The sequence below is a fragment of the Noviherbaspirillum soli genome, from assembly GCF_015352955.1.
In the GTDB taxonomy this organism is placed as follows: Bacteria; Pseudomonadota; Gammaproteobacteria; order Burkholderiales; family Burkholderiaceae_D; genus Noviherbaspirillum_A; species Noviherbaspirillum_A soli.
The window spans coordinates 38,172-56,306 of sequence record NZ_JACYOX010000007.1; the positions used below are offsets into that span (position 1 = coordinate 38,172).

At 67.1% G+C, this 18,135-nt stretch carries 19 protein-coding genes; 5 read left to right on the forward strand and 14 right to left on the reverse strand.

The window, feature by feature from the left end; translation table 11 throughout:
- Window positions 1-5 precede the first annotated feature (5 nt).
- Both nirD and IGW04_RS08065 read left to right on the forward strand, forming a co-directional pair.
- The gene (gene nirD, locus IGW04_RS08060) at window positions 6-353 is read left to right on the forward strand and encodes a nitrite reductase small subunit NirD (RefSeq protein WP_194712549.1); all 348 of its coding nucleotides are present in this window, start codon (window positions 6-8) and stop codon (window positions 351-353) included.
- Window positions 354-412: 59 nt separating this feature from the next.
- Window positions 413-1,225, forward strand: a complete 813-nt coding sequence (locus IGW04_RS08065; RefSeq protein WP_194712550.1) for a formate/nitrite transporter family protein — start codon at window positions 413-415, stop codon at window positions 1,223-1,225.
- A 153-nt stretch (window positions 1,226-1,378) separates the two neighbouring features.
- On the opposite strand, the gene IGW04_RS08070 is transcribed toward IGW04_RS08065, so the two are convergent.
- The 5 genes from IGW04_RS08070 to thdT all read right to left on the reverse strand — a co-directional run bounded on the left by IGW04_RS08070 (window position 1,379) and on the right by thdT (window position 6,488).
- Window positions 1,379-2,410 carry an ATP-grasp domain-containing protein gene (locus IGW04_RS08070; RefSeq protein WP_194712551.1) on the reverse strand — a complete coding sequence of 344 codons (1,032 nt, stop codon included), beginning with the start codon at window positions 2,408-2,410 and terminating at the stop codon, window positions 1,379-1,381.
- A 52-nt stretch (window positions 2,411-2,462) separates the two neighbouring features.
- Entirely contained in the window at window positions 2,463-3,191 is a 729-nt protein-coding gene (locus IGW04_RS08075; protein ID WP_194712552.1) for a hypothetical protein, read from the reverse strand.
- A 48-nt stretch (window positions 3,192-3,239) separates the two neighbouring features.
- Window positions 3,240-4,151 carry a quinoprotein dehydrogenase-associated putative ABC transporter substrate-binding protein gene (locus IGW04_RS08080; protein WP_194712553.1) on the reverse strand — a complete coding sequence of 304 codons (912 nt, stop codon included), beginning with the start codon at window positions 4,149-4,151 and terminating at the stop codon, window positions 3,240-3,242.
- A gap of 3 nt (window positions 4,152-4,154) precedes the next feature.
- The gene (locus IGW04_RS08085; RefSeq protein WP_194712554.1) at window positions 4,155-4,583 is read right to left on the reverse strand and encodes a c-type cytochrome; all 429 of its coding nucleotides are present in this window, start codon (window positions 4,581-4,583) and stop codon (window positions 4,155-4,157) included.
- A 93-nt stretch (window positions 4,584-4,676) separates the two neighbouring features.
- On the reverse strand, window positions 4,677-6,488 hold the full coding sequence (thdT, locus tag IGW04_RS08090) for a thiol dehydrotransferase (RefSeq protein WP_194712555.1): 1,812 nt from the start codon (window positions 6,486-6,488) through the stop codon (window positions 4,677-4,679).
- 382 nt (window positions 6,489-6,870) lie between these two features.
- Here thdT and IGW04_RS08095 point away from each other — a divergent pair, with 382 nt between their 5' ends.
- Window positions 6,871-7,800: a quinoprotein relay system zinc metallohydrolase 2 gene (locus IGW04_RS08095; protein ID WP_228526935.1), complete on the forward strand. Its 930-nt coding sequence runs from the start codon at window positions 6,871-6,873 to the stop codon at window positions 7,798-7,800.
- Window positions 7,788-8,636 (forward strand): quinoprotein dehydrogenase-associated SoxYZ-like carrier, encoded by an 849-nt coding sequence (locus IGW04_RS08100; protein ID WP_228526936.1) that lies wholly within the window; start codon window positions 7,788-7,790, stop codon window positions 8,634-8,636. The genes IGW04_RS08095 and IGW04_RS08100 overlap by 13 nt, the downstream gene beginning before the upstream one ends.
- Before the next feature lie 17 nt (window positions 8,637-8,653).
- Here IGW04_RS08100 and IGW04_RS08105 read toward each other — a convergent pair whose 3' ends face one another.
- On the reverse strand, window positions 8,654-9,196 hold the full coding sequence (locus tag IGW04_RS08105) for a DUF3280 domain-containing protein (RefSeq protein ID WP_194712557.1): 543 nt from the start codon (window positions 9,194-9,196) through the stop codon (window positions 8,654-8,656).
- Window positions 9,193-9,543: a hypothetical protein gene (locus IGW04_RS08110; protein ID WP_228526937.1), complete on the reverse strand. Its 351-nt coding sequence runs from the start codon at window positions 9,541-9,543 to the stop codon at window positions 9,193-9,195. Before IGW04_RS08110 ends, IGW04_RS08105 begins: the two co-directional genes overlap by 4 nt.
- A gap of 84 nt (window positions 9,544-9,627) precedes the next feature.
- On the opposite strand from IGW04_RS08110, the gene IGW04_RS08115 reads away from it, so the two are divergent.
- Entirely contained in the window at window positions 9,628-10,557 is a 930-nt protein-coding gene (locus IGW04_RS08115; protein WP_194712558.1) for an MBL fold metallo-hydrolase, read from the forward strand.
- A 448-nt stretch (window positions 10,558-11,005) separates the two neighbouring features.
- Here IGW04_RS08115 and IGW04_RS08120 read toward each other — a convergent pair whose 3' ends face one another.
- The 7 genes from IGW04_RS08120 to IGW04_RS08150 form a co-directional block, all read right to left on the reverse strand.
- On the reverse strand, window positions 11,006-11,605 hold the full coding sequence (locus IGW04_RS08120; RefSeq protein ID WP_194712559.1) for a peroxidase-related enzyme: 600 nt from the start codon (window positions 11,603-11,605) through the stop codon (window positions 11,006-11,008).
- Between the two features lie 69 nt (window positions 11,606-11,674).
- A complete protein-coding gene (locus IGW04_RS08125) occupies window positions 11,675-12,985 on the reverse strand; it encodes an MFS transporter (protein WP_194712560.1) in 1,311 nt (436 codons plus the stop codon).
- 4 nt (window positions 12,986-12,989) lie between these two features.
- Window positions 12,990-14,468: an efflux transporter outer membrane subunit gene (locus IGW04_RS08130; protein WP_194712561.1), complete on the reverse strand. Its 1,479-nt coding sequence runs from the start codon at window positions 14,466-14,468 to the stop codon at window positions 12,990-12,992.
- Complete coding sequence (locus tag IGW04_RS08135; RefSeq protein ID WP_194712562.1) at window positions 14,465-15,355, reverse strand: efflux RND transporter periplasmic adaptor subunit; 891 nt, start codon at window positions 15,353-15,355, stop codon at window positions 14,465-14,467. Before IGW04_RS08135 ends, IGW04_RS08130 begins: the two co-directional genes overlap by 4 nt.
- A gap of 13 nt (window positions 15,356-15,368) precedes the next feature.
- On the reverse strand, window positions 15,369-15,569 hold the full coding sequence (locus IGW04_RS08140) for a DUF1656 domain-containing protein (protein WP_194712563.1): 201 nt from the start codon (window positions 15,567-15,569) through the stop codon (window positions 15,369-15,371).
- Complete coding sequence (locus IGW04_RS08145; protein ID WP_194712564.1) at window positions 15,566-17,647, reverse strand: FUSC family protein; 2,082 nt, start codon at window positions 17,645-17,647, stop codon at window positions 15,566-15,568. Before IGW04_RS08145 ends, IGW04_RS08140 begins: the two co-directional genes overlap by 4 nt.
- On the reverse strand, window positions 17,644-18,114 hold the full coding sequence (locus tag IGW04_RS08150; RefSeq protein WP_194712565.1) for a MarR family winged helix-turn-helix transcriptional regulator: 471 nt from the start codon (window positions 18,112-18,114) through the stop codon (window positions 17,644-17,646). The genes IGW04_RS08145 and IGW04_RS08150 overlap by 4 nt, the downstream gene beginning before the upstream one ends.
- Between the last annotated feature and the right edge of the window lie 21 nt (window positions 18,115-18,135).

The following is an 18,135-nucleotide window of genomic DNA, read 5'->3' on the forward strand; positions in this document are numbered from 1 at the left end:
CAAGCATGTCCACGCCATCCCAAGCACTGAACTGGAGTCCCGTCTGCACGCTGGACGACATCGCGCCCAATACCGGCATCTGCGCCCTGGTCAACGACCGCCATGTGGCCGTGTTCCATGTCACCGGCGAGGCCGGCTCCCTGTTCGCCATCGACAACTACGACCCCAACGCGCAAGCCAGCGTGCTCTCGCGCGGCCTGATCGGCAGCCTGGGCGAGCGCATCGTGGTTGCCTCGCCGATCTACAAGCACCATTTCGACCTGCAGAGCGGCGAATGCCTGGAAGCGCCCGAGAACTCGGTCAATGCCTACGCGGTGCGGGTGGAAGACCGCGTGGTGCATGTCGCGCTGTAACCCGGACTGACTCATCCCATCAACATCCCGTACCTGCTGCAGTCTTTTAAGGAATCATCATGGCTTACCTGGCGCCCTCGGAATTCGTGACCAAAATGGTCGATGCCGGCGAATCGAAAATCTTCATGGCCACCCGCGATGCGCTGATCCGCGCCTACATGGCCGGCGCCATCCTTGCGCTGGCCGCCGTATTCGCCGTCACCGTGTCGGTGCAGACCGGCTATCCCATCATCGGCGCCATCCTGTTCCCGGTGGGCTTCTGCATGCTGTACCTGCTTGGCTTCGACCTGCTGACCGGCGTGTTCGTGCTGACCCCGCTGGCCCTGATAGACAAGCGGCCCGGCGTGACCCTGGGCGGCGTGCTGAAGAACTGGGGCATCGTCTTCCTCGGCAATTTCCTGGGCGCGGTCACGGTGGCGGTATTGATGGCCATCGTCTTCACCAACGGCTTCTCGACCGAGCCGAGCAAGGTGGGCCATGCGATCGGCGTGATCGGCGAGTCGCGTACCCTGGGCTACGCCCAGTTCGGCGCCGCCGGCATGCTCACGCTGTTCGTGCGCGGCATGCTGTGCAACTGGATGGTATCGACCGGCGTGGTCGGCGCGATGATCTCCACCACCGTTGGCGGCAAGGTGATCGCGATGTGGATGCCCATCATGCTGTTCTTCGGCATGGCCTTCGAGCATTCGGTGGTCAACATGTTCCTGTTTCCATCGGGCCTTCTGATGGGGGGTAACTTCTCGCTGCTTGATTACCTGATCTGGAACGAGATTCCGACTGTGCTGGGGAATCTGGTGGGTGGGCTGGCGTTTACCGGGTTGACGCTGTATGCGACGCATATCAAGACTGCGCCGAAGCGGACGTTCAACTGAGGGCAGGGACAGTTGCCTTTGAAGCGGACGTTGCGGTTCAGCGAGCGTAGCCTGGGTTGAGCGAAGCGAAACCCGGGCAGTTTGGCGTTGCAGTTGCCCTCGGTGGCCCATCCAGCCATGCAATGGCACACCAACGCCTCAAGCCAGGCTCCCTCACCGCATCGCCTGCGTGTGATCCGGAAAGGCATTCGCATCGATGCTGACAGGACGTACGCGCTTGGCTTCCAGCGGCGCGCACTGGCCATCGCGCAGCAGCTCCAGCACCAGCCGGGCCGGGTTGTGTCCGACCGACTGGCGCATCCCGGCATGGGAGACCGTGATGCGCGGATTGACTTCCAGCACGACCGGGCCTTCCGTGCTCATGATGAAGTCGATGCCCACATAACCCCACAGGCCGGGCACTGCGGCCATGACCTGTTCCGCCAGCGCCCTGGTTTCGCGCTGCATGCCGTCGACGCCGCTGACCGTGCTGCCGAGGTAATGCAGCTGGTTGTCAAACACCGCCATGCGCTGTTCATTGACGCTCATCAGCAAGGCCTGGCCGTCTGCGCATACCATCGAGATGCTGCGCGGCTTGCCGTGTATATATGGCTGCATTACATAGCGCGCCGGGTCGTGCTCGGCGATCCAGGCGCGGGCGGCGTCGCGGTCCGGAAAGATGCGGGTGTCGCTGCAGCCGGCGCCGTCATCCGGCTTGACGACCCAGCCGCCGCCGGCATCGCTCTGCGTCGATGCCGGCGCCTCGTCCAGCCGGAAGGTATCGACCACCGGCAGGCCGGCCGCGCGCAGGCGGCGCGCGGTCTCGTGCTTGCTGGCGAAGATGGCGACCGCGTCGGGACGGCAGCCGATCAGCAGGCGGTCATGGCGCAGGATGTCGGCCGATGCCAACCCCAGCGCGCCGGCTGACTCGGGCGCCACCGGCCATGCCGCATCGGCCTCGGACAGGCAGCCCGCCAGCGCAGCCATGGCCTGGTCCGATGTGCATGAGATCACGTTGGCCGATGCCGGCAGATGCAGCGCGGGAAGCGCGGCGTCGCGCAGCAGCGTGACCTCCACCCGCGGCAGGCGGCACAGGTCGCCGATCAGGGCCTGCAGCGCGCGGTCTGCCGAAAAGCCTGCGGCCGACAGCAGGCCATGCGCGTTTCCGTAATGCGCAGTCTGGTGGTCGTAGGCCAGTATCTTCACAATGCCTCGTCAGAAAAGGACGCGCGACACGAGCAGCATGAGCGGCAGGCGCCTAGCTCTTGGTGCCGCTGAAGGTCATGGTTTCTTCGATCAGTGCCGCGCCGGCGCCGTCCTTTCCGGCGGGCGCAGCGCCAGGCACCGTCGCGCTCAGCCGGTACACCGAGCCGGGCACCGCATCGCTCAGGATGAACACATACTGCTTGCCCAGGAACTTGGGCATCTTCCCGGCCATCGGGTCGTCCAGGTAGGGCTGGATAACCACTTTCCGGCCGCGCACCTGGCGGCCGTCGTAATCCACGGTCACGTCCTCGACGCGGGCATGTTCAGCCAGCGCCATGCGGATGCGCTTGCGGAAATAGCTGGTGGAGCCGCCGGTCAGGCGCTTCATTTCGGCGATGTCGCGCTCCAGGAATCCCAGCAGGGCCGGGTTGCCCTGCGCTTCCTGCACGGCCGGAATCGGAAGCTGCCGTTCGCCATGCAGGAATTCGGAAGACACCCTGGCGCTGCCATCGCCGTTTTTCGCGGCGACGTCGATCAGCACCTCGTCGCTGAAGCCGGCGCCCTCGGCATCCTGTCGCACATACCGGTATCGCAGCACCTTGGGCGCGGCGACGTTCTGCAGGTGGCTGGTCTGGAACAGCAGCTTTTCCGCGGCGGTGATGTCCTGCGCCGTCGCGCTGCCGGCCGCAAGCGCCATCGCGGCGGTGGCCAGGAAGGCGGCCATCGCCGCGCGGGCAGGCCGCGGCAATGGCCGCGGCATCAAGCAGGTATGCGTGTTCATTGGCCGTTCTCCCTATCGTTCCCGGCTGTGCGCCGTTGTCAACGCGGCTTATTTCTGGTCCAGCGGCAAGAGCGGCACGCCATACTCCTTCAGTATGGCCTCGATCTCCGGCCCGCTGCTGGCGATCAGGCCATTGATCCGGTCGCGCAGCGCCTTGTCGCCATGCCGCACCGCCATGGCGATGCTGAAGTCGAAGCGCACGCCGTTCTTGTCCGGCGGCATGAAGGGCACCACCGCGATCGGCGCGGCATCGGCCTTTTTCGCGAAGTAGCCGACGATGGGGCCCCAGGCGATCGCCACATCCAGCGCGCCGCTGGCCAGGTCGCGGTCAATCACCTGGCCCGGATACTGGTCGGGGTCGCCGGTCTGGTGCTGGTAGGACACCATCTGGTCGATCAGCCCGTTGTTGAGCAGCCAGTCCACGGCCGGCGTCCTGGCGAAGGCGCCGATGCGCAGCTTCTGCCTGCGCTCGGGCGGCAGCCTGGCGAGGTCTTCCGGGGTAGCCACATCGTCCAGCCCGCGGCCTTTCACGTAAGCCAGCGCATACGTCGAATGATAATAAGGCCTGGTCGTCAGGCCCATCTCGAAATCCGTGGATACGCCGGTCACGAGGTCGCACTTGTACTGGTCGCTGTCGGGCAGCTTGGCGCGCAGGGTATTGCGGATGAAGCCCATGCGCTGCGGATACCAGGTATGTTCCAGCTTCCAGCCCAGCTTGCCGGCGAGCAGTTCGGCAATCCGGTTCTCGAAGCCGCGCCCTTCCTTGTCGGACAGCGGCAGGTTGTTGGGGTCCTGGCAGACGCGCAGCACCTTGTCCCTGTCGTACCGCTCGTCCATGCCGCCTGCTGCTGAAGGAGTGGTCGCCTGCGCCGCGGCGCTGCCAAGCGCCAGGGCAAGCAGCACGCCTGCCGCAGCACGCGCCGGCAAGGCAGGGAGCCTGTTACCGCCATCGCGTCGCATGGCTCATTTCTCCATGCTCTCGACCCGTCCCGGCTTGATCGCGCCGTCGGACCGGCCCTTCAGATACGCGTAGAGATTGTCGATGTTCTGCTTGACCTGCTCCGAGCCGCCGAAGTTGGGCATGCCCTTGTCCACGCGGCCGTTCAGCACGGTTTCCTTGAACTGGTCCTTGGACAGCACCTTCAGGCTGTCGATCAGCGAAGGCCCGACCATGCCTTCCTGGTTGGCGCCGTGGCAGCGTTCGCATGCCATGGCGCGCCAGGTGCGCCAGCCCTTCAGGGTATTGGCGTCGACCTTGTTGCCGTCGACCACGGTATAGAGCTTGGCCCCGTCAGCCTGTTTGGCGCCGTCGGCTTGCGCCTGGACCTGGGAAGCAAGCAGGCCGGCCAGGCCCGCGATCACTGCTGCGACTGCCGTAATACGCAACCTCATCAATATCTCCTTGTCGGGGAAGACCGGCAGCGGACTGCGCCGGACTTCCCTCGTTTCTTGTAAAGCGCCGGCCTGTGCGGCCGGCGTCTTGCCTTAGGACTTGCCCGGCAGGGTGAACACGGTCAGCACGCCGCCCAGCTCGGTGTACTTGGACAGCTCGCGGTAGCCGCCGACTGCGCCCAGGCCTTCATTGTCCTTCTCCAGCCCGGCCGCCATGCCGATGCCGGCCCAGCCGCCGATGCCGGAGAGCACGCCGATATACTGCTTGCCCTTGTATTCCCAGGTGGTGACGTTGCCGATGATGCCGGACGGCGTCTTGAACTTCCACAGTTCCTTGCCCTGGTTGTCCACGGCCTTGATGTAGCCTTCCAGCGTGCCGTAGAAGTTCACGTCGCCGGCGGTGGCCAGCGCGCCGCTCCAGACCGAGAATTTCTCGGGCTTGGACCAGACGATCTTGCCGGTGCCGGCATCCCAGGCGATGAAATTGCCCATGCCGCCATGGCTGTTGGGCGCCGGGTACATCGACAGCGTCGCGCCCACATACGGCTGGCCTGCGGTGTAGTCGACCTGGAACGGCTCATAGTCCATGCAGACGTGGTTGGTCGGCACGTAGAACAGGCCGGTCTTGGGCGAGTAGGAAGCGGGCTGCTGGTCCTTGGTGCCCAGGGCCGACGGGCAGACGCCCTTGGTGTTCACGTCAGGGCCATTTTGCGCGGTGCTGTACTTGGCCTGCACCACCGGACGCCCGGTCTTCATGTCGACATGGCTGGCCCAGTTAACCACCGGGTCATATTTCTCGGCCACCAGCAGTTCGCCGCTGACGCGGTCCATGGTGTAGGCGAAGCCGTTGCGGTCGAAGTGCACCAGGGCCTTGCGCGGCTTGCCCTTGACCTTGATGTCGGCCAGGATCATTTCATTGACGCCGTCATAGTCCCACTCGTCGTGCGGCGTCATCTGGTACACCCACTTGGCCATGCCGGTGTCGAGGTCGCGCGCGAAGATGGTCATGGACCACTTGTTGTCGCCCGGGCGCTGGCTCGGGTTCCAGGTGCTGGGGTTGCCGGTGCCGTAATAGACCAGGTTGGTTTCGGGGTCGTAGCTGTACCAGCCCCAGGTGGTGCCGCCGCCGATCTTCCACTGGTCGCCCTTCCAGGTCTTGATCGAGGAGTCCTTGCCGACCGGGGCCATCTTGCCGTCGGTCCAGGTCATGGTCTTGTCCGGGTCGATCAGCATTTCATTGTCGGGGCCGACGCTGTAGCCCTTCCAGACTTCCTTGCCGGTGGCGAGGTCATACGCCACCAGCCGGCCGCGCACGCCGAATTCGCCGCCGCTGATGCCGGTGATCACCTTGTCCTTGAAGATATGCGGCGCATTGGTGTTGGTCTCGCCGATTTTCGGATCGCCATTCTTTACCTTCCACACTTCCTTGCCGGTCTTGGCGTCCAGCGCCACCAGCGTCGTGTCGGCCTGCTGCAGGATGATCTTGCCGTCGCCATAGGCCACGCCGCGGTTGACCGTGTCGCAGCACATCACCGGGATCACGGCCGCATCCTGCTTCGGTTCGTATTTCCACTTGATGCTCTGGTCCTCCAGGCTCAGCGCAAAGACCTTGTTGGGGAAGGGGCTGTGGACATACATCGTGTCGCCGATCACCAGCGGGCCGCCTTCATGGCCGCGCAGCACGCCGGTCGAGAATGTCCACGCGACCTGCAGGTTCTTCACGTTGCCCTTGTTGATCTGGGCGAGCGAACTGTAGCGATGGTTGGCGTTGTTACCCGCCTGCATTGTCCAGTTCTTCGGGCTTTTCGCCGCCTGCTGCAGATCCTCCGCGGCAACAGCGCTCCCCGTGGCCGATACCGCGCCCGCCAGCAACAGCAAATGCCTTAACCGTAAAGCTGAAACCATGTCTGCCTCCTGTTGTATTCAAGCTTGTGCATCAACGTTGCGATCACTGTCGCCGGCCTGGCTACCGATCGCGTCCATCCCGGCAGGCATGGAGTAGCAGTTAGCATGCCAGTCCGGCAAGACGGGGACGAAAGGGGACAGCCGATGCGTCGGGCCGGCCGCATGCGGCGGGAGAGAGGGCGGTTGTCCCTCTAAATGAACAAGGCGGGCAAGCAATGTTCCAATTTCGTAGCGGATGCGTTGACGGCCGGCCTTCCTGCGGGGCGCACGGCGGCAGGTCGACTGGCATGGCGCTTGCAGCCGGTGTGTCGGGGTTTGCGCCGCCGGCGAAGGCCTCGCGCAACAGCCGGCACGGGCTCCGGAAAGGATGGTGGCGATGGGCATGCGCAGCCTTGCCTGCCTGCTGATGACGTGCTTGCTCTGCCTGGCCGTGCCGGCCAGCGCCGAGGGCACCGCCCTGCCCATGCGGGAAGTGGCGCGGGGCATCTTCGTGCACCAGGGCCTGCACCAGGAAACCAGCAGCAGCAACCAGGGCGACATCGCCAACATCGGTTTCATCGTCGGAGAACGCTGCGTCGCCGTGGTCGACACCGGCGGCAGCGCGGAAGTGGGCGACCGGCTGCGGCAGGCGATACGGCAGCGCACCCGGCTGCCGGTGTGTTATGTGATCAACACCCATGCCCATCCCGACCATGTATTCGGCAATGCCGCCTTCGCTGCCGACGAGCCGGTCTTCATCGGGCATCAGCATCTTGCGGCGGCGCTGCAGGCCAGATGGCCGCATTACCGCAAGGCGCTGGCGCGCGAGCTTGGCGAGCAGCAGGCGGCGCGCACGGCAATGATCCTGCCCGGGCGTTCCGTTACCGGGGAAATGACGATCGATCTCGGCGCAAGGGAGCTGCTGCTGCGTGCCTGGCCCACCGCGCATACCGATGCCGACCTGACCGTGCTGGACCGCAACACCGCCGCCCTGTGGCTGGGCGACCTGCTGTTCGAAGAGCGTGTGCCTTCGCTCGATGGCAGCCTGAAGGGATGGCTGGCGGTGATGCAGACGTTGCGCCCGATGCCGGTGCGCATCGCGATACCGGGACACGGCCCGGTCAGTGGCAAGTGGCCTGCCGTGCTTGAGCCGCAGGAACGCTACCTGCTGGGCCTGCTGAACGACACCAGGGCCGCGATCAAGGCCGGCAGGACGCTGGCCCAGGCCGTTGCGCAGGCCGAGAATGCGCCGGCGTCCGGCTGGCTGCTGTTCGACGCCTACCACCGCCGCAATGTCACCACCGCCTATACCGAACTTGAATGGGAAAACTGATGCGCTACCACCATGCCGCGTCGGCCAGGCCGACACGCACGCTGCGCAAGGCGTGCACCGCCGCACTGATTGCGCTGGCAGCAGCGACCATGCTGCAACCGGCGCTTGCATCCGACAACTGGAGCAAGATCAGGCCGGGCCTGTTCCAGGACCGCGTCATCGCCACCGATGCCGCGCAGATCGTCGAACTGGTCACGCCAGCGCGGGCGCAGGATGCGGCGGTGGTGCCGATCACCATCAGGACCCGGGTGCCGCAAGGCACCGAGCGCTATATCAGCAAGCTCTACCTGGTGATCGACAAGAACCCGGCGCCGCTGGCGGCGGTGTTCTCCATGACGCCCGACCTGGGAAGGGCAGACATCGAAACCCGGGTCAGGATCGAGGAATATACCGATGTGCGCGTGATCGTGGAAATGAATGACGGCAGCCTGCACATGAGCAGCAACTACGTGAAGGCATCCGGCGGCTGCTCGGCCCCGGCCGCCAAGGACCCGGCCGAAGCGGCGGCCGGCATCGGCAGGATGAAGCTGGCGCTGGAACAGTCGGGCAGCCTGGACCAGCCGCAGCAGGTGCAGCTGATGATCAGGCATCCGAATTTCTCCGGGCTGGCCATGGACCAGGTGACCCGGCTCTACACGCCGCCGCATTTTGTCCGGCATCTCGAAGTGGCTTACAACGGCAAGCGCATCCTGAGCGCCGAAACCGACATCTCCATTAGTGAAAACCCGAATTTCCGTTTCTATTTCGTGCCGCACAAGGAAGGCACATTGACCGTGGAGGCAATCGATTCCCAGGATCTTTCCTACAAGACCAGCCTGGCGGTGAAGGCGAATTAGGCTGCCGGCGCGCCGGCTCAGCGGTTGCCCTGCCGCTTCTCCTCCATGCTGCGCACCATGTAGCGGATGCCGCGCTCCCAGCTGGTGTCGGTGTTGCCGCGTATGTCGACCGACTTGTTCAGCAGCGGCTGGCCCGAGGCGACGTCGTTGATCTGGATATTGATGTTCAGGATCAGGTTGCTGACCTTCTGCACCCAGGCCGTCATCACCCGGTCCGCGCCCAGCGCCCGGCCGATGTCGATGTCGCAGCCGTTGCAGTCATACAGCATGAAGCGCGACTTCAGGTCGTCGATCATGGCCTGCTGCGGGGCGGTGTCGAGCACCCGGTAAAAGCCCTTGTCGATGAACTGCTGCCGCAGCAAGGCGGAAATCCTTTTCAGGCGCTCCCGCTGGGCTTCATCGGAAGCGCGGTCCAGGGTCGGGTCGATCAGTTCGAAGTCCAGCATCACGATGCTCTTCAACGGCGCATCGGCTGCCCCGCCGGCAAGCGGCGACAGCAGCAGAGAGGCCGCCAGCGCGAGCAGCCGGCGCCGCCTCGACCACCGCGTGCCGCGCTTCATTTCATCAGGCAGGCATCGCCGGCCTGCTGCTGTATCGCCTTGTAGCGTTTGGCCATCTCGCGCACCTTGGGCGGGTCGCGGAACTCGCTGCCGCGCTCGCCCGCCATCGACTGGTGCCGCAGCGCAGTCGATGCTTCGAGGTAATCGTCATACTTCAGCTTGTCGGCGATCCTGTCGACCGCGCAGGAGCATTTGTACAGGAACTCGTATTTGCCGCCATGGTCCTTCATGCATTCCAGCACGTATTCCATGCGCGCCGTGGTCGGGAAGTCATTGGCCGCGGCGACGCCGGGCACGAGGATTGCAGCGCAGAGCGCTGCGCCGGCTACCGTGAACGTGCTTCTCATCTGGTCTCCCTTTCGATATGTGCCACGCCGGCGCTCCACAGCAGCGAGGCCCGCTACGTGATGAAGGTTGCTCTAGCAAGATTGTTGCCACGCCTCTGCGCCGTCCTCGCCAGCGCTGCGCTGTGCGCCGTTGCCGGCGCCGCGGCTGTTCCAGAACCGGAACAGCTTGCGCCGGGGGTGTACGCCGTGATTGCCGCGCCGGAGGAGGCGGCGCCGTCCAACCATGGCGTGGTCGGCAACATCGGCATCCTGGTCGGCGACAGCGGCGTGGTGCTGATCGACACCGGCACCAGCGCCCGCTACCTGCGCCAGCTGCTGGCGCAGGTACGGCGCATCACGCCGCTGCCGGTGGTGCTGGCCATCAATACCCACCAGAACCCGGCCCATGTGTTTGGCAACGGCGTCCTGCGCGACATGGGCGTGCCCGTGCTGGCGCACCGCGACACCGATGCCTTCATCGCGGCGCGCTGCCAGCGCTGCCTGAGGCAGCTGGTGCAGGCGCTGGGCGAGGCGGAGATGGAAGGCACCGTCGTCACGCGGCCCAGCCGGCTCATCGACGGTCCGGCAACGATTTCGGCGGGCGGCCGCACGCTGGACCTGCTGTATTACGGCCCCACCTCCGCGCCCGGCGCGATCGCCGTGCTGGACCGCGAGAGCGGCACGCTGTTCGGCGGCGGCATGGTGACGATGGACCGGATCCCGGACCTGAAGGACGCCGATCTCGGCCAGTGGCAGGCGGCGCTTCGCAGCCTGGGCCGGATTGCGCCGGCGCGCATCGTGCCGGGCGCCGGCCCGGTGTTCGATCCCGCGAGGCTGCCCGAGCTGGCCGGCTATCTGGCCGCGATCAGGCCGGCGGTGGAGGCTGCCTTCCTGCAACGCGTCAGCCTGGGAGAGGCAGCAGCTGCCGCGCCGCTGCCGGCCTATCGGGACTGGGCGCTGTATGACAGCATGCATAGGAAGAATGTGGAGCAGCTTTACCTGCGTCTGGAGAATGCCTACCTGAATGCGCCGTGATTGCGGCTCGGTGATGTGCTGCAATGCCCTTCGATTATTGCATCCTGCAAAGGCGGCTGAAGGCACTGCTGTCGCTGCGGTTTGTTCTGCCGTAGCCGTTCATTCCCGCTGCCGCACCGCCTCCACCTTCGCAAGGTGCCGTACTCCCCCACACATGCCTACTAACGCATTTCCAGCCTGACTGGCATCAACCGATCAAGCAAGATCGCCTTTGGAAGAGCCGCCCAGGGGTTGGTAGTGTGCAATACCCGAAGGGCATTGCACCGTGGTCGCATACCGCAAAGATCATTTCAGGGACCTTCGCTGGTCCACCCATGGTGGAATGCCCCTTTGGGGTATTCCACCCTACGGCACCAGGGGCATGCCAAGGGCGCAGGATGCAGGTGCGCCGCACTGAGCCTGCAGCATGAGGCTAGTCTGGCCAAATTCGCTCTAGGCAAAACCCGCTCTACCCGGGCTTCTTCTCACGCGGAACGCGCCCCAGCAGGTGAAACTCCGGATTGGGCATCATGCCCGACAGGTTCGCCATCCGGTTCGACAAGGCAAAGAACGCGGCGATCGCGCCGATATCCCAGATGTCCTCGTCGGCAAAGCCGTGGGCGTGCAGCGCGGCGAAGTCGGCATCCTCGATGGCATGGGAAGCATTCGATACCTTCAGCGCGAAATCCAGCATGGCCCGCTGGCGCGGCGTGATCGGCGCCTTGCGGTAGTTGGTTGCCAGATGGTCGGCCAGCAGCGGGCTCTTCTCGAAGATGCGCAGCAGCGCGCCATGCGCCACCACGCAATACAGGCACTGGCTCTGGGCGCTGGTGGCCACCACGATCATTTCCTTCTCGCCCTTGGTCAGCCCGCCTTCGCGCAGCATCAGCGCATCGTGGTAGGCGAAGAAGGCGCGGTATTCATCCGGCCGCCGCGCCAGCTTCAGGAACACGTTCGGCACGAAGCCGGACTTCTGCTGCACCTCCAGGATCTGCGCCCGGATGTCCTCCGGCAGGTTGTCCAGCTCGGCCAGCGGATAGCGTTCGTCGGCGCCTTGGGTCGTCTGCATGTCGTCTCCTCCTTGTGGGTTGGACATGCATCTTAACCGAGGCGCCGGGCCCCATGGCCGCCAGGCGGGTCAGGCGAACCTGGTGGCGCGTGCCCGGCCGGTCGCCAGCAGCGCCAGCAGCGTCAGCAGCGCCGCCGCCGCGAGGTAATAGCCGACATAGGACAGGCCATAATGGCTGGCCAGCCAGGTCGCGATATAGGGCGCGAGCGAGGCGCCGAGGATGCCGGCGAAATTGAAGGTCAGCGACGAGCCGGTGTAGCGCACTTCTGCCGGGAACAGCTCGGAGAGCAGCGTGCCCAGCGGACCGTAGGTCATGCCCATCAGCGCCATGCCCAGCGACATGAACAGCGTGACCTGGACCATGCTGCCCGAGCCGAACAGCGGCGCCAGCGCCAGCCCGAACACGATGATGGCGGCCGACACCAGGATCATCGCGGCGCGCCGGCCGTAGCGGTCGGCCAGCACCGCCGACGCCGGGATGGTCAGCGCGAAGAACAGCACCGAGAACAGCTGCAGTTGCAGGAACTGCGGACGGCTGTAGCCCAGCGCGCTGGTGCCCCAGCTCAGCGCGAACACCGTCATCAGGTAGAACAGCACGAAGGTCGCCAGCGCCATCACCGTGCCCAGCACCAGCGTCAGGCCATGCTCGCGAAACACCGTCACCACCGGCACCTTGACCCGCTCGTTCTTCTCCAGCACCTTCTGGAAGGCCGGCGTCTCGGTGATCCTCAGCCGCACGAACAGGCCGACGCCGACCAGCAGCGCGCTGGCCAGGAAGGGGATGCGCCAGCCGTACTGGAAGAACTGGGCATCGCTCAGCACTTCCGACAGCAGCAGGAAAATGCCGCCCGACAGGAAGAAGCCGATCGGCGCGCCCAGCTGCGGGAACATGCCATACCAGGCGCGCTTGCCCGGCGGCGCGTTCTCGGTCGCCAGCAGCACCGCGCCGCCCCATTCCCCGCCCAGCCCCAGGCCCTGGCCGAAGCGGCACAAGGCCAGCAGCATCGGCGCGGTCGCGCCGATGCTGGCGTAGGTGGGCAGCAGGCCGATCACCACCGTGGAGACGCCCATCGTCAGCAGCGCCGCCACCAGCGTGGCCTTGCGGCCGATGCGGTCGCCATAATGGCCGAACACGGCCGAGCCCACCGGGCGGGCGAAGAAGGCGATGGCAAACGTGGCCAGCGACTGCAGCGTGGCGGCCGTGGCGTCGCCGGGCGGAAAGAACAGCTTCGGAAACACCAGCACCGCGGCGGTGGCGTAGATGTAGAAGTCGAAGAACTCGATGGTGGTGCCGATCAGGCTGGCAAACAGCACCGTGCCACGGGAATTGGCGGGAGGGGGATTGCCCGGCAGCGTGCTGCCGGCAGGATGACTTCGCATGATGCTACTTCCTTGTTTCAGTGAAATTGGATGAATCCGCCGCGGCCCCGGGCCCGGCGCTTTCCCAGCCGCCGCCGAGCGCCAGGAACAATGCAACCTGGTCGCTTGCCAGCTGGGCGTCGCTGGCCGTGAGCGCGCTTTCGGCCGAGGCCAGCGAGCGCTGGGTGTCCAGCGTGGTCAGGAAATCGGTGCGGCCGTAACGGTACAGTTCGCTGGCCTGGCTTGCCGCCAGCGCGCTCTGCTCGCGCGCCGCCTTCAGCGCCGCATTGCGGTCCAGCTCGCGTGCATAGACTGTCAGTGACGTTTCGGCCTCGCGCAGCGCATTGAGCACCGTGCCATCGAAGCGCGCCAGCGCCGCCTCATTGGACGCCTCGGCCTGGGCAATGCGGCTGCGGGCCGCGCCATTGACCGGCAGCGACCAGGAAATCAGCGGCCCCAGGCTCCAGCGCAAGGCATTGCCGGCGTCGAAGCCGGCCAGCGCGCCGGTGCTGCCGGCCGACAGGCCCAGCGTGATGCTGGGATACAGGTCGGCGGTGGCGACACCGATGCGCGCGCTGGCGGCGGCCAGGCCGCGTTCCGCCTGGCGGATGTCGGGCCGGCGCCGCAGCAGCGCCGCGCCGTCGCCCACCGGCACCGGGAAGGCCAGGCGCGGCGGTACCGTGCAGCGGGCGGCGCTGTCGGGCAGCTTGTCCGGCGTGTCGCCCAGCAGCGCGGCCAGGCGCAGCAGCGCGCCGCGCTGTGCCGCCTGCAGCGGCGGCAGCGCCGCGCGCAACTGCTCGGCCTGGGCCCGGGCGCGGCTGGCGTCGAGCGCGGTGCCGCGGCCGGCGGCGATGCGCTGTGCGGTCAGGTCGAGGAAATCCTGCTGCAGCCCGAGCGAGCGCTTCGCTACCTGGAGCTGGGCGGCGGAGGCGCAGGCATCGGCATAGGCGCGCACTGTGCCGGCGGCGACGTTGATGCGCGCCAGGTCGTAGGCGGCGGCTGCCGCGCCGCTGTCGGCGTCGGCCGCCTCGATGGCGCGGGCGATCTTGCCGAACAGGTCGACCTGGTAGGACACCGACACGCCGGCATCGTAGGAAGCGGCATCCGGCAGCGCTTCCGGCAGGCCGCGCGCCGCGGCCGACGGCCGGCCGTAAGCCGGCGCGGCGCTGACGCCAAGGGCGGGCCGGCCGGCGGCGCCGACTTCCTGCTCCAGCGCCCGGGCGCGCCGCAGGTTGGCGTCGGCCACCCGCAAGTCGGCATTGGCGGCCAGCGCCTGTTCGACCAGGCGCTCCAGCGCCGGGTCGCGGTACAGCCGCCACCAGCGCGGCGGCAGCGGCGCGAGGCTGTAGGCCGGCTCGGCGGCGCCGGCAAAGGGCGCGGCGGCGGACGGCTTGTTGACTGCGGCCTGCTCCGGCACCCGGTAGTCGGGGCCGACCGTGCCGCAGGCGGCGAGCAGGACGAGCAGGGAGGCGGCGGCCGCGCGGCCCGGCAAAGTGGCCCTCATCGCGCAGCCACCCGGGCGTCCTGGCGATGATGCACTTCCACCGTCACCGTCTGCCCCGACACCAGCCGCACGCCCTCGGGCACGCGGTCGAGCGCGATGCGCACCGGGATGCGCTGCGCCAGCCGCACCCAGTTGAAGGTCGGGTTTACGTTCGGCAGCAGGTTGCCGGCGGTGTTGCGGTCGCGGTCGGCGATGCCCTGGGCAAAGCTGTCGACGTGGCCGGCGAGCTGCTGTTTCGTGCCCATCAGCGACACGCTGACCGCGTCGCCCAGGCTGATGCCGGGCAGCTTGGTTTCCTCGAAATAGCCTTCCGCGTAGAAGGAATTGCGGTCCACCAGCGCCAGCACCGGATGGCCGGCGCTGACATAGGCGCCGGCCTGCAGGTCGAGGTTGGTGACGATGCCGTCGCTGCTGGCCGCCACCCGGGTGCGTTCGAGGTTGAGCCGGGCGACGTCGCGCGCCACCAGCGCCTGGTCGAGCGCCGCGCGCAGCTGGTTGACCCTGGCCTGGCCCTGTTCGCGGTTTTCCTGGGACACCAGGTTGCCGAGCTGGCGGTTGCGGCGCGCCTCGTTCTCGGCCTGGTCCAGCGCGGTGCGCTGCGCCTGCAGCGAGGCCTCGGCCTGGCGCAGCGCCAGTTCGAAGCGGGCGCGATCGATCTCGAACAGGGTTTCGCCCCTGGCGACCTGCTGGTTGTCATGCACCAGCATGCGCGTGACCTGTCCGGTGACGTCGGGCGCAACCTGGATCACGTTGGCCTTGATGCGGCCATCGCGGGTCCAGGGCTGGACTTCGTAGCGTTGCCACAAGCCGGCGCCGGCCACCACCGCCGCGCCCACCGCGACCAGGGTAACCAGCACGCGGCCCATGCCTGAAAGGGAAAATTGCATATCTACCTCGACTTCAAAGCGTTAAAAAACGGCACAGCGCGCCCAGCACGACGATGAACATCGCCAGGTCGAACAGCGCCGGATGCCATACCAGCCGGTAAAAGCCGGCACGCGCCAGCAGCCAGGAAAGGCCGCGCGAGAGCATCAGCGCCAGCAGCGCCATCAAGAGCAGCGATGGAATGTAAATGCCATAAAGGCTGACTTCGCCTGTCATTGTCTTGTCTCCGTCATCCGGTTGCGTGGTTCCGCCGCGCCGGCCAGGTAGCCGGCTGCGTCGGGAAACAGGCCGCGCCGTATGCCCACCAGCGCAGCCGCCGCGTCCTGCCGTGCGGCGTCTGCGCCGCCAGCAGCGGCGCAGACAGCGGCCAGCGCCGCATCGAGTTGCCGCAGCAGCCCGGCCCCGGCGCCTTGCTGCGGGCCGGCGCGGAAATGGCTGGCCAGGTCCTGCAGCAGCTGCGCCAGCGCCGCCTGCTGCTGCCGCAGCCGGGGCGCCAGGCGCCGCAACTGGGCAATGTTCAGGCCAATGCGCAGGTCGCCGAAGGCATGCAGCGCGTCCAGGCTGGCGGCGTCGTGCTGGCCGCGCGATGCCGCCATCGCCAGCCGCGGCGTCAGCATGCCGATCCGGTCCACCATCCGCGCCGATACCGCTTCCACCGACGGCACCCGGCGTTCGCCCGCCAGGCTCGCCAGCTCGCGCCAGCCGGCACGCAGCAGCCGGCGCGCCGTCCAGTCTGCGCTGACCGAGCGCAGCAGCCGCGTAAACACCGCGGCGGCGCCAATGCCGGCCAGCTGCGCCAGCATGCTGTTGATGAAGGACACCAGGTCCATGGTGCCGGTGTCCTGCATGCTGAGCATGCCGGCCACGCCGAACAGCATCGCCATCGCCGCGCCGGTGGTGGCCGGCCGCGCCACGTAGATGCCCAGCAGCAGGAAGCAGGGCGCCACCGCCAGCATCAGCATCTCGAAGCTGTGCACCGCCGGCATCACCAGCAGCAGGTACACGGCCGACACCGGGATCGACGCCAGCGTGTAATTGAAGAACAGCCGTATGCCCGGCACCGGGTCGTCCTGCGTGGCGAAGAAGCAGCAGAACACCGCCGCCATCATGGCCGCGGCCGAACCGGCCGGCCAGGCGGTCAGTATCCAGAAGGCGCAGCAAGCCAAAATGGCGATGACCGCGGCCGCCGCCGACAGCAGGGCCATGCCGGAATCGCGGTGCAGCACCCGCGGCCGCGATCCCGCCACCCGCGGCGTCGCCGGCTGCCTGCCGTGCAGGCTGTCGTCGAGCGCCGCGCGCAGGCTGGCGCATTCGGTGCACAGCCGCAGAAGCGCATGCAGGCGGCCGGCCAGGTTGACCTGCAGCAGGTCGGCCCAGCCCGAGCTTGCGGTCAGCGCCGGACGCAGCGCATCGATCTCGGCGTGCAGCCGCCCGGGTGCGCCCTCGCTCGTGCTGGCGCCGGCCTCGTTCCAGGCCACGATGCGCGCCAGCAGGTCCCGCCAGCGCGACGCCGCCCCGGCATCGCCGTTGGCATCGGCATCGGCATCGCGCAGCGCATGCAGCCTGTCCTCGATGCCGGCCAGCAGCGGCATCATCAGCGCCAGCCGGTCCTGCAGCGCGTGGATGGTGTTGCCGGTCCAGCGCAGGTTCGACGTGTCGAACGGCAGGTGGGTTGCCATCAGGCGCAGTTCGGTGATGTCGCCCGCCAGGCTGCGCCGCTCGCGCGCATTGCTGCCTGCGCCCAGCGCATCGCGCAGCCAGCGCCGGGCATCGTCCAGCGCCCGGTCCAGCCGCGCCAGCAGCGCCGGCGCCATGCTCTGCGGCAGCACCACGCTATGGATCACGGTGGCGCAGACGATGCCCAGCGTGATTTCCTCGACCCGCGCCAGCGCCACATCGAACACGGTGTCAGGCGCACCCACCGCGGGAAAGCCGATCAGGGCGGCGGTGTAGCCGGCCAGCATGAAGACATAGGAACGCGGCGTGCGGTCGTGCAGCGATATATACAGGCAGACGCCGACCCACAGCGCCATCACCAGCGCCAGCAGTTCCGGCGCGTTCGACAGGCGCGGCACCAGCAGCACCGTCGCCATCGAGCCCAGAAGGGTGCCGCCGACCCGGTACGCCGCCTTCGAGCGCACCGCGCCCGACAGCGGGTTGGACACCACGTAGGCGGTCAGCATCGCCCAGAACGGACGCGGCAGGCCGATGGACATGGCGAGATAAAGCGCCAGCATCGCCGCCGCGAAGGACTTGGCCGAGAACAGCAGCTCGGCGCGGCTGGGAGCCTTCACGACACGCGCCGGCTCCCGGCGGCGTCTTCATAGTCGGCGATCGCCGCATCGAGGCGGCTCAGCACGCTGGCGCAGACCGCGATGTCCTCGCGCGGTATGCCGTCGAACAGGGTGCGCCGGAACGGCACCAGCGCCTGTTCCAGCCGGGCCGCGCAGTCGCGGCCGCGTTCGGTCAGGTGCAGGGTGCGGGCGCGGCGGTCGCTTTCATCCTCGCGCCGTTCGACCAGGCCGGATGCGATCAGCTGGTCGATCACCCGCACCAGCGACGACGGCTCCAGGCCCAAAGCCTCGGCCAGCGCGCCGGGACGCACGCCGTCACCCAGCCTTGCGATCATCACCACGGGCCAGGCGGTTGCCTGCGACAGCCCGAAGCCGGATGCAACCTGGTCGGCCACCGCCTTGTAGCTGCGCGACACCGCGGTCAGGGCCATCGTGAGACGCATCAGTTCCTGGTCGAAATTTTCCATTTAAAAATCCGCAAGAAAAAT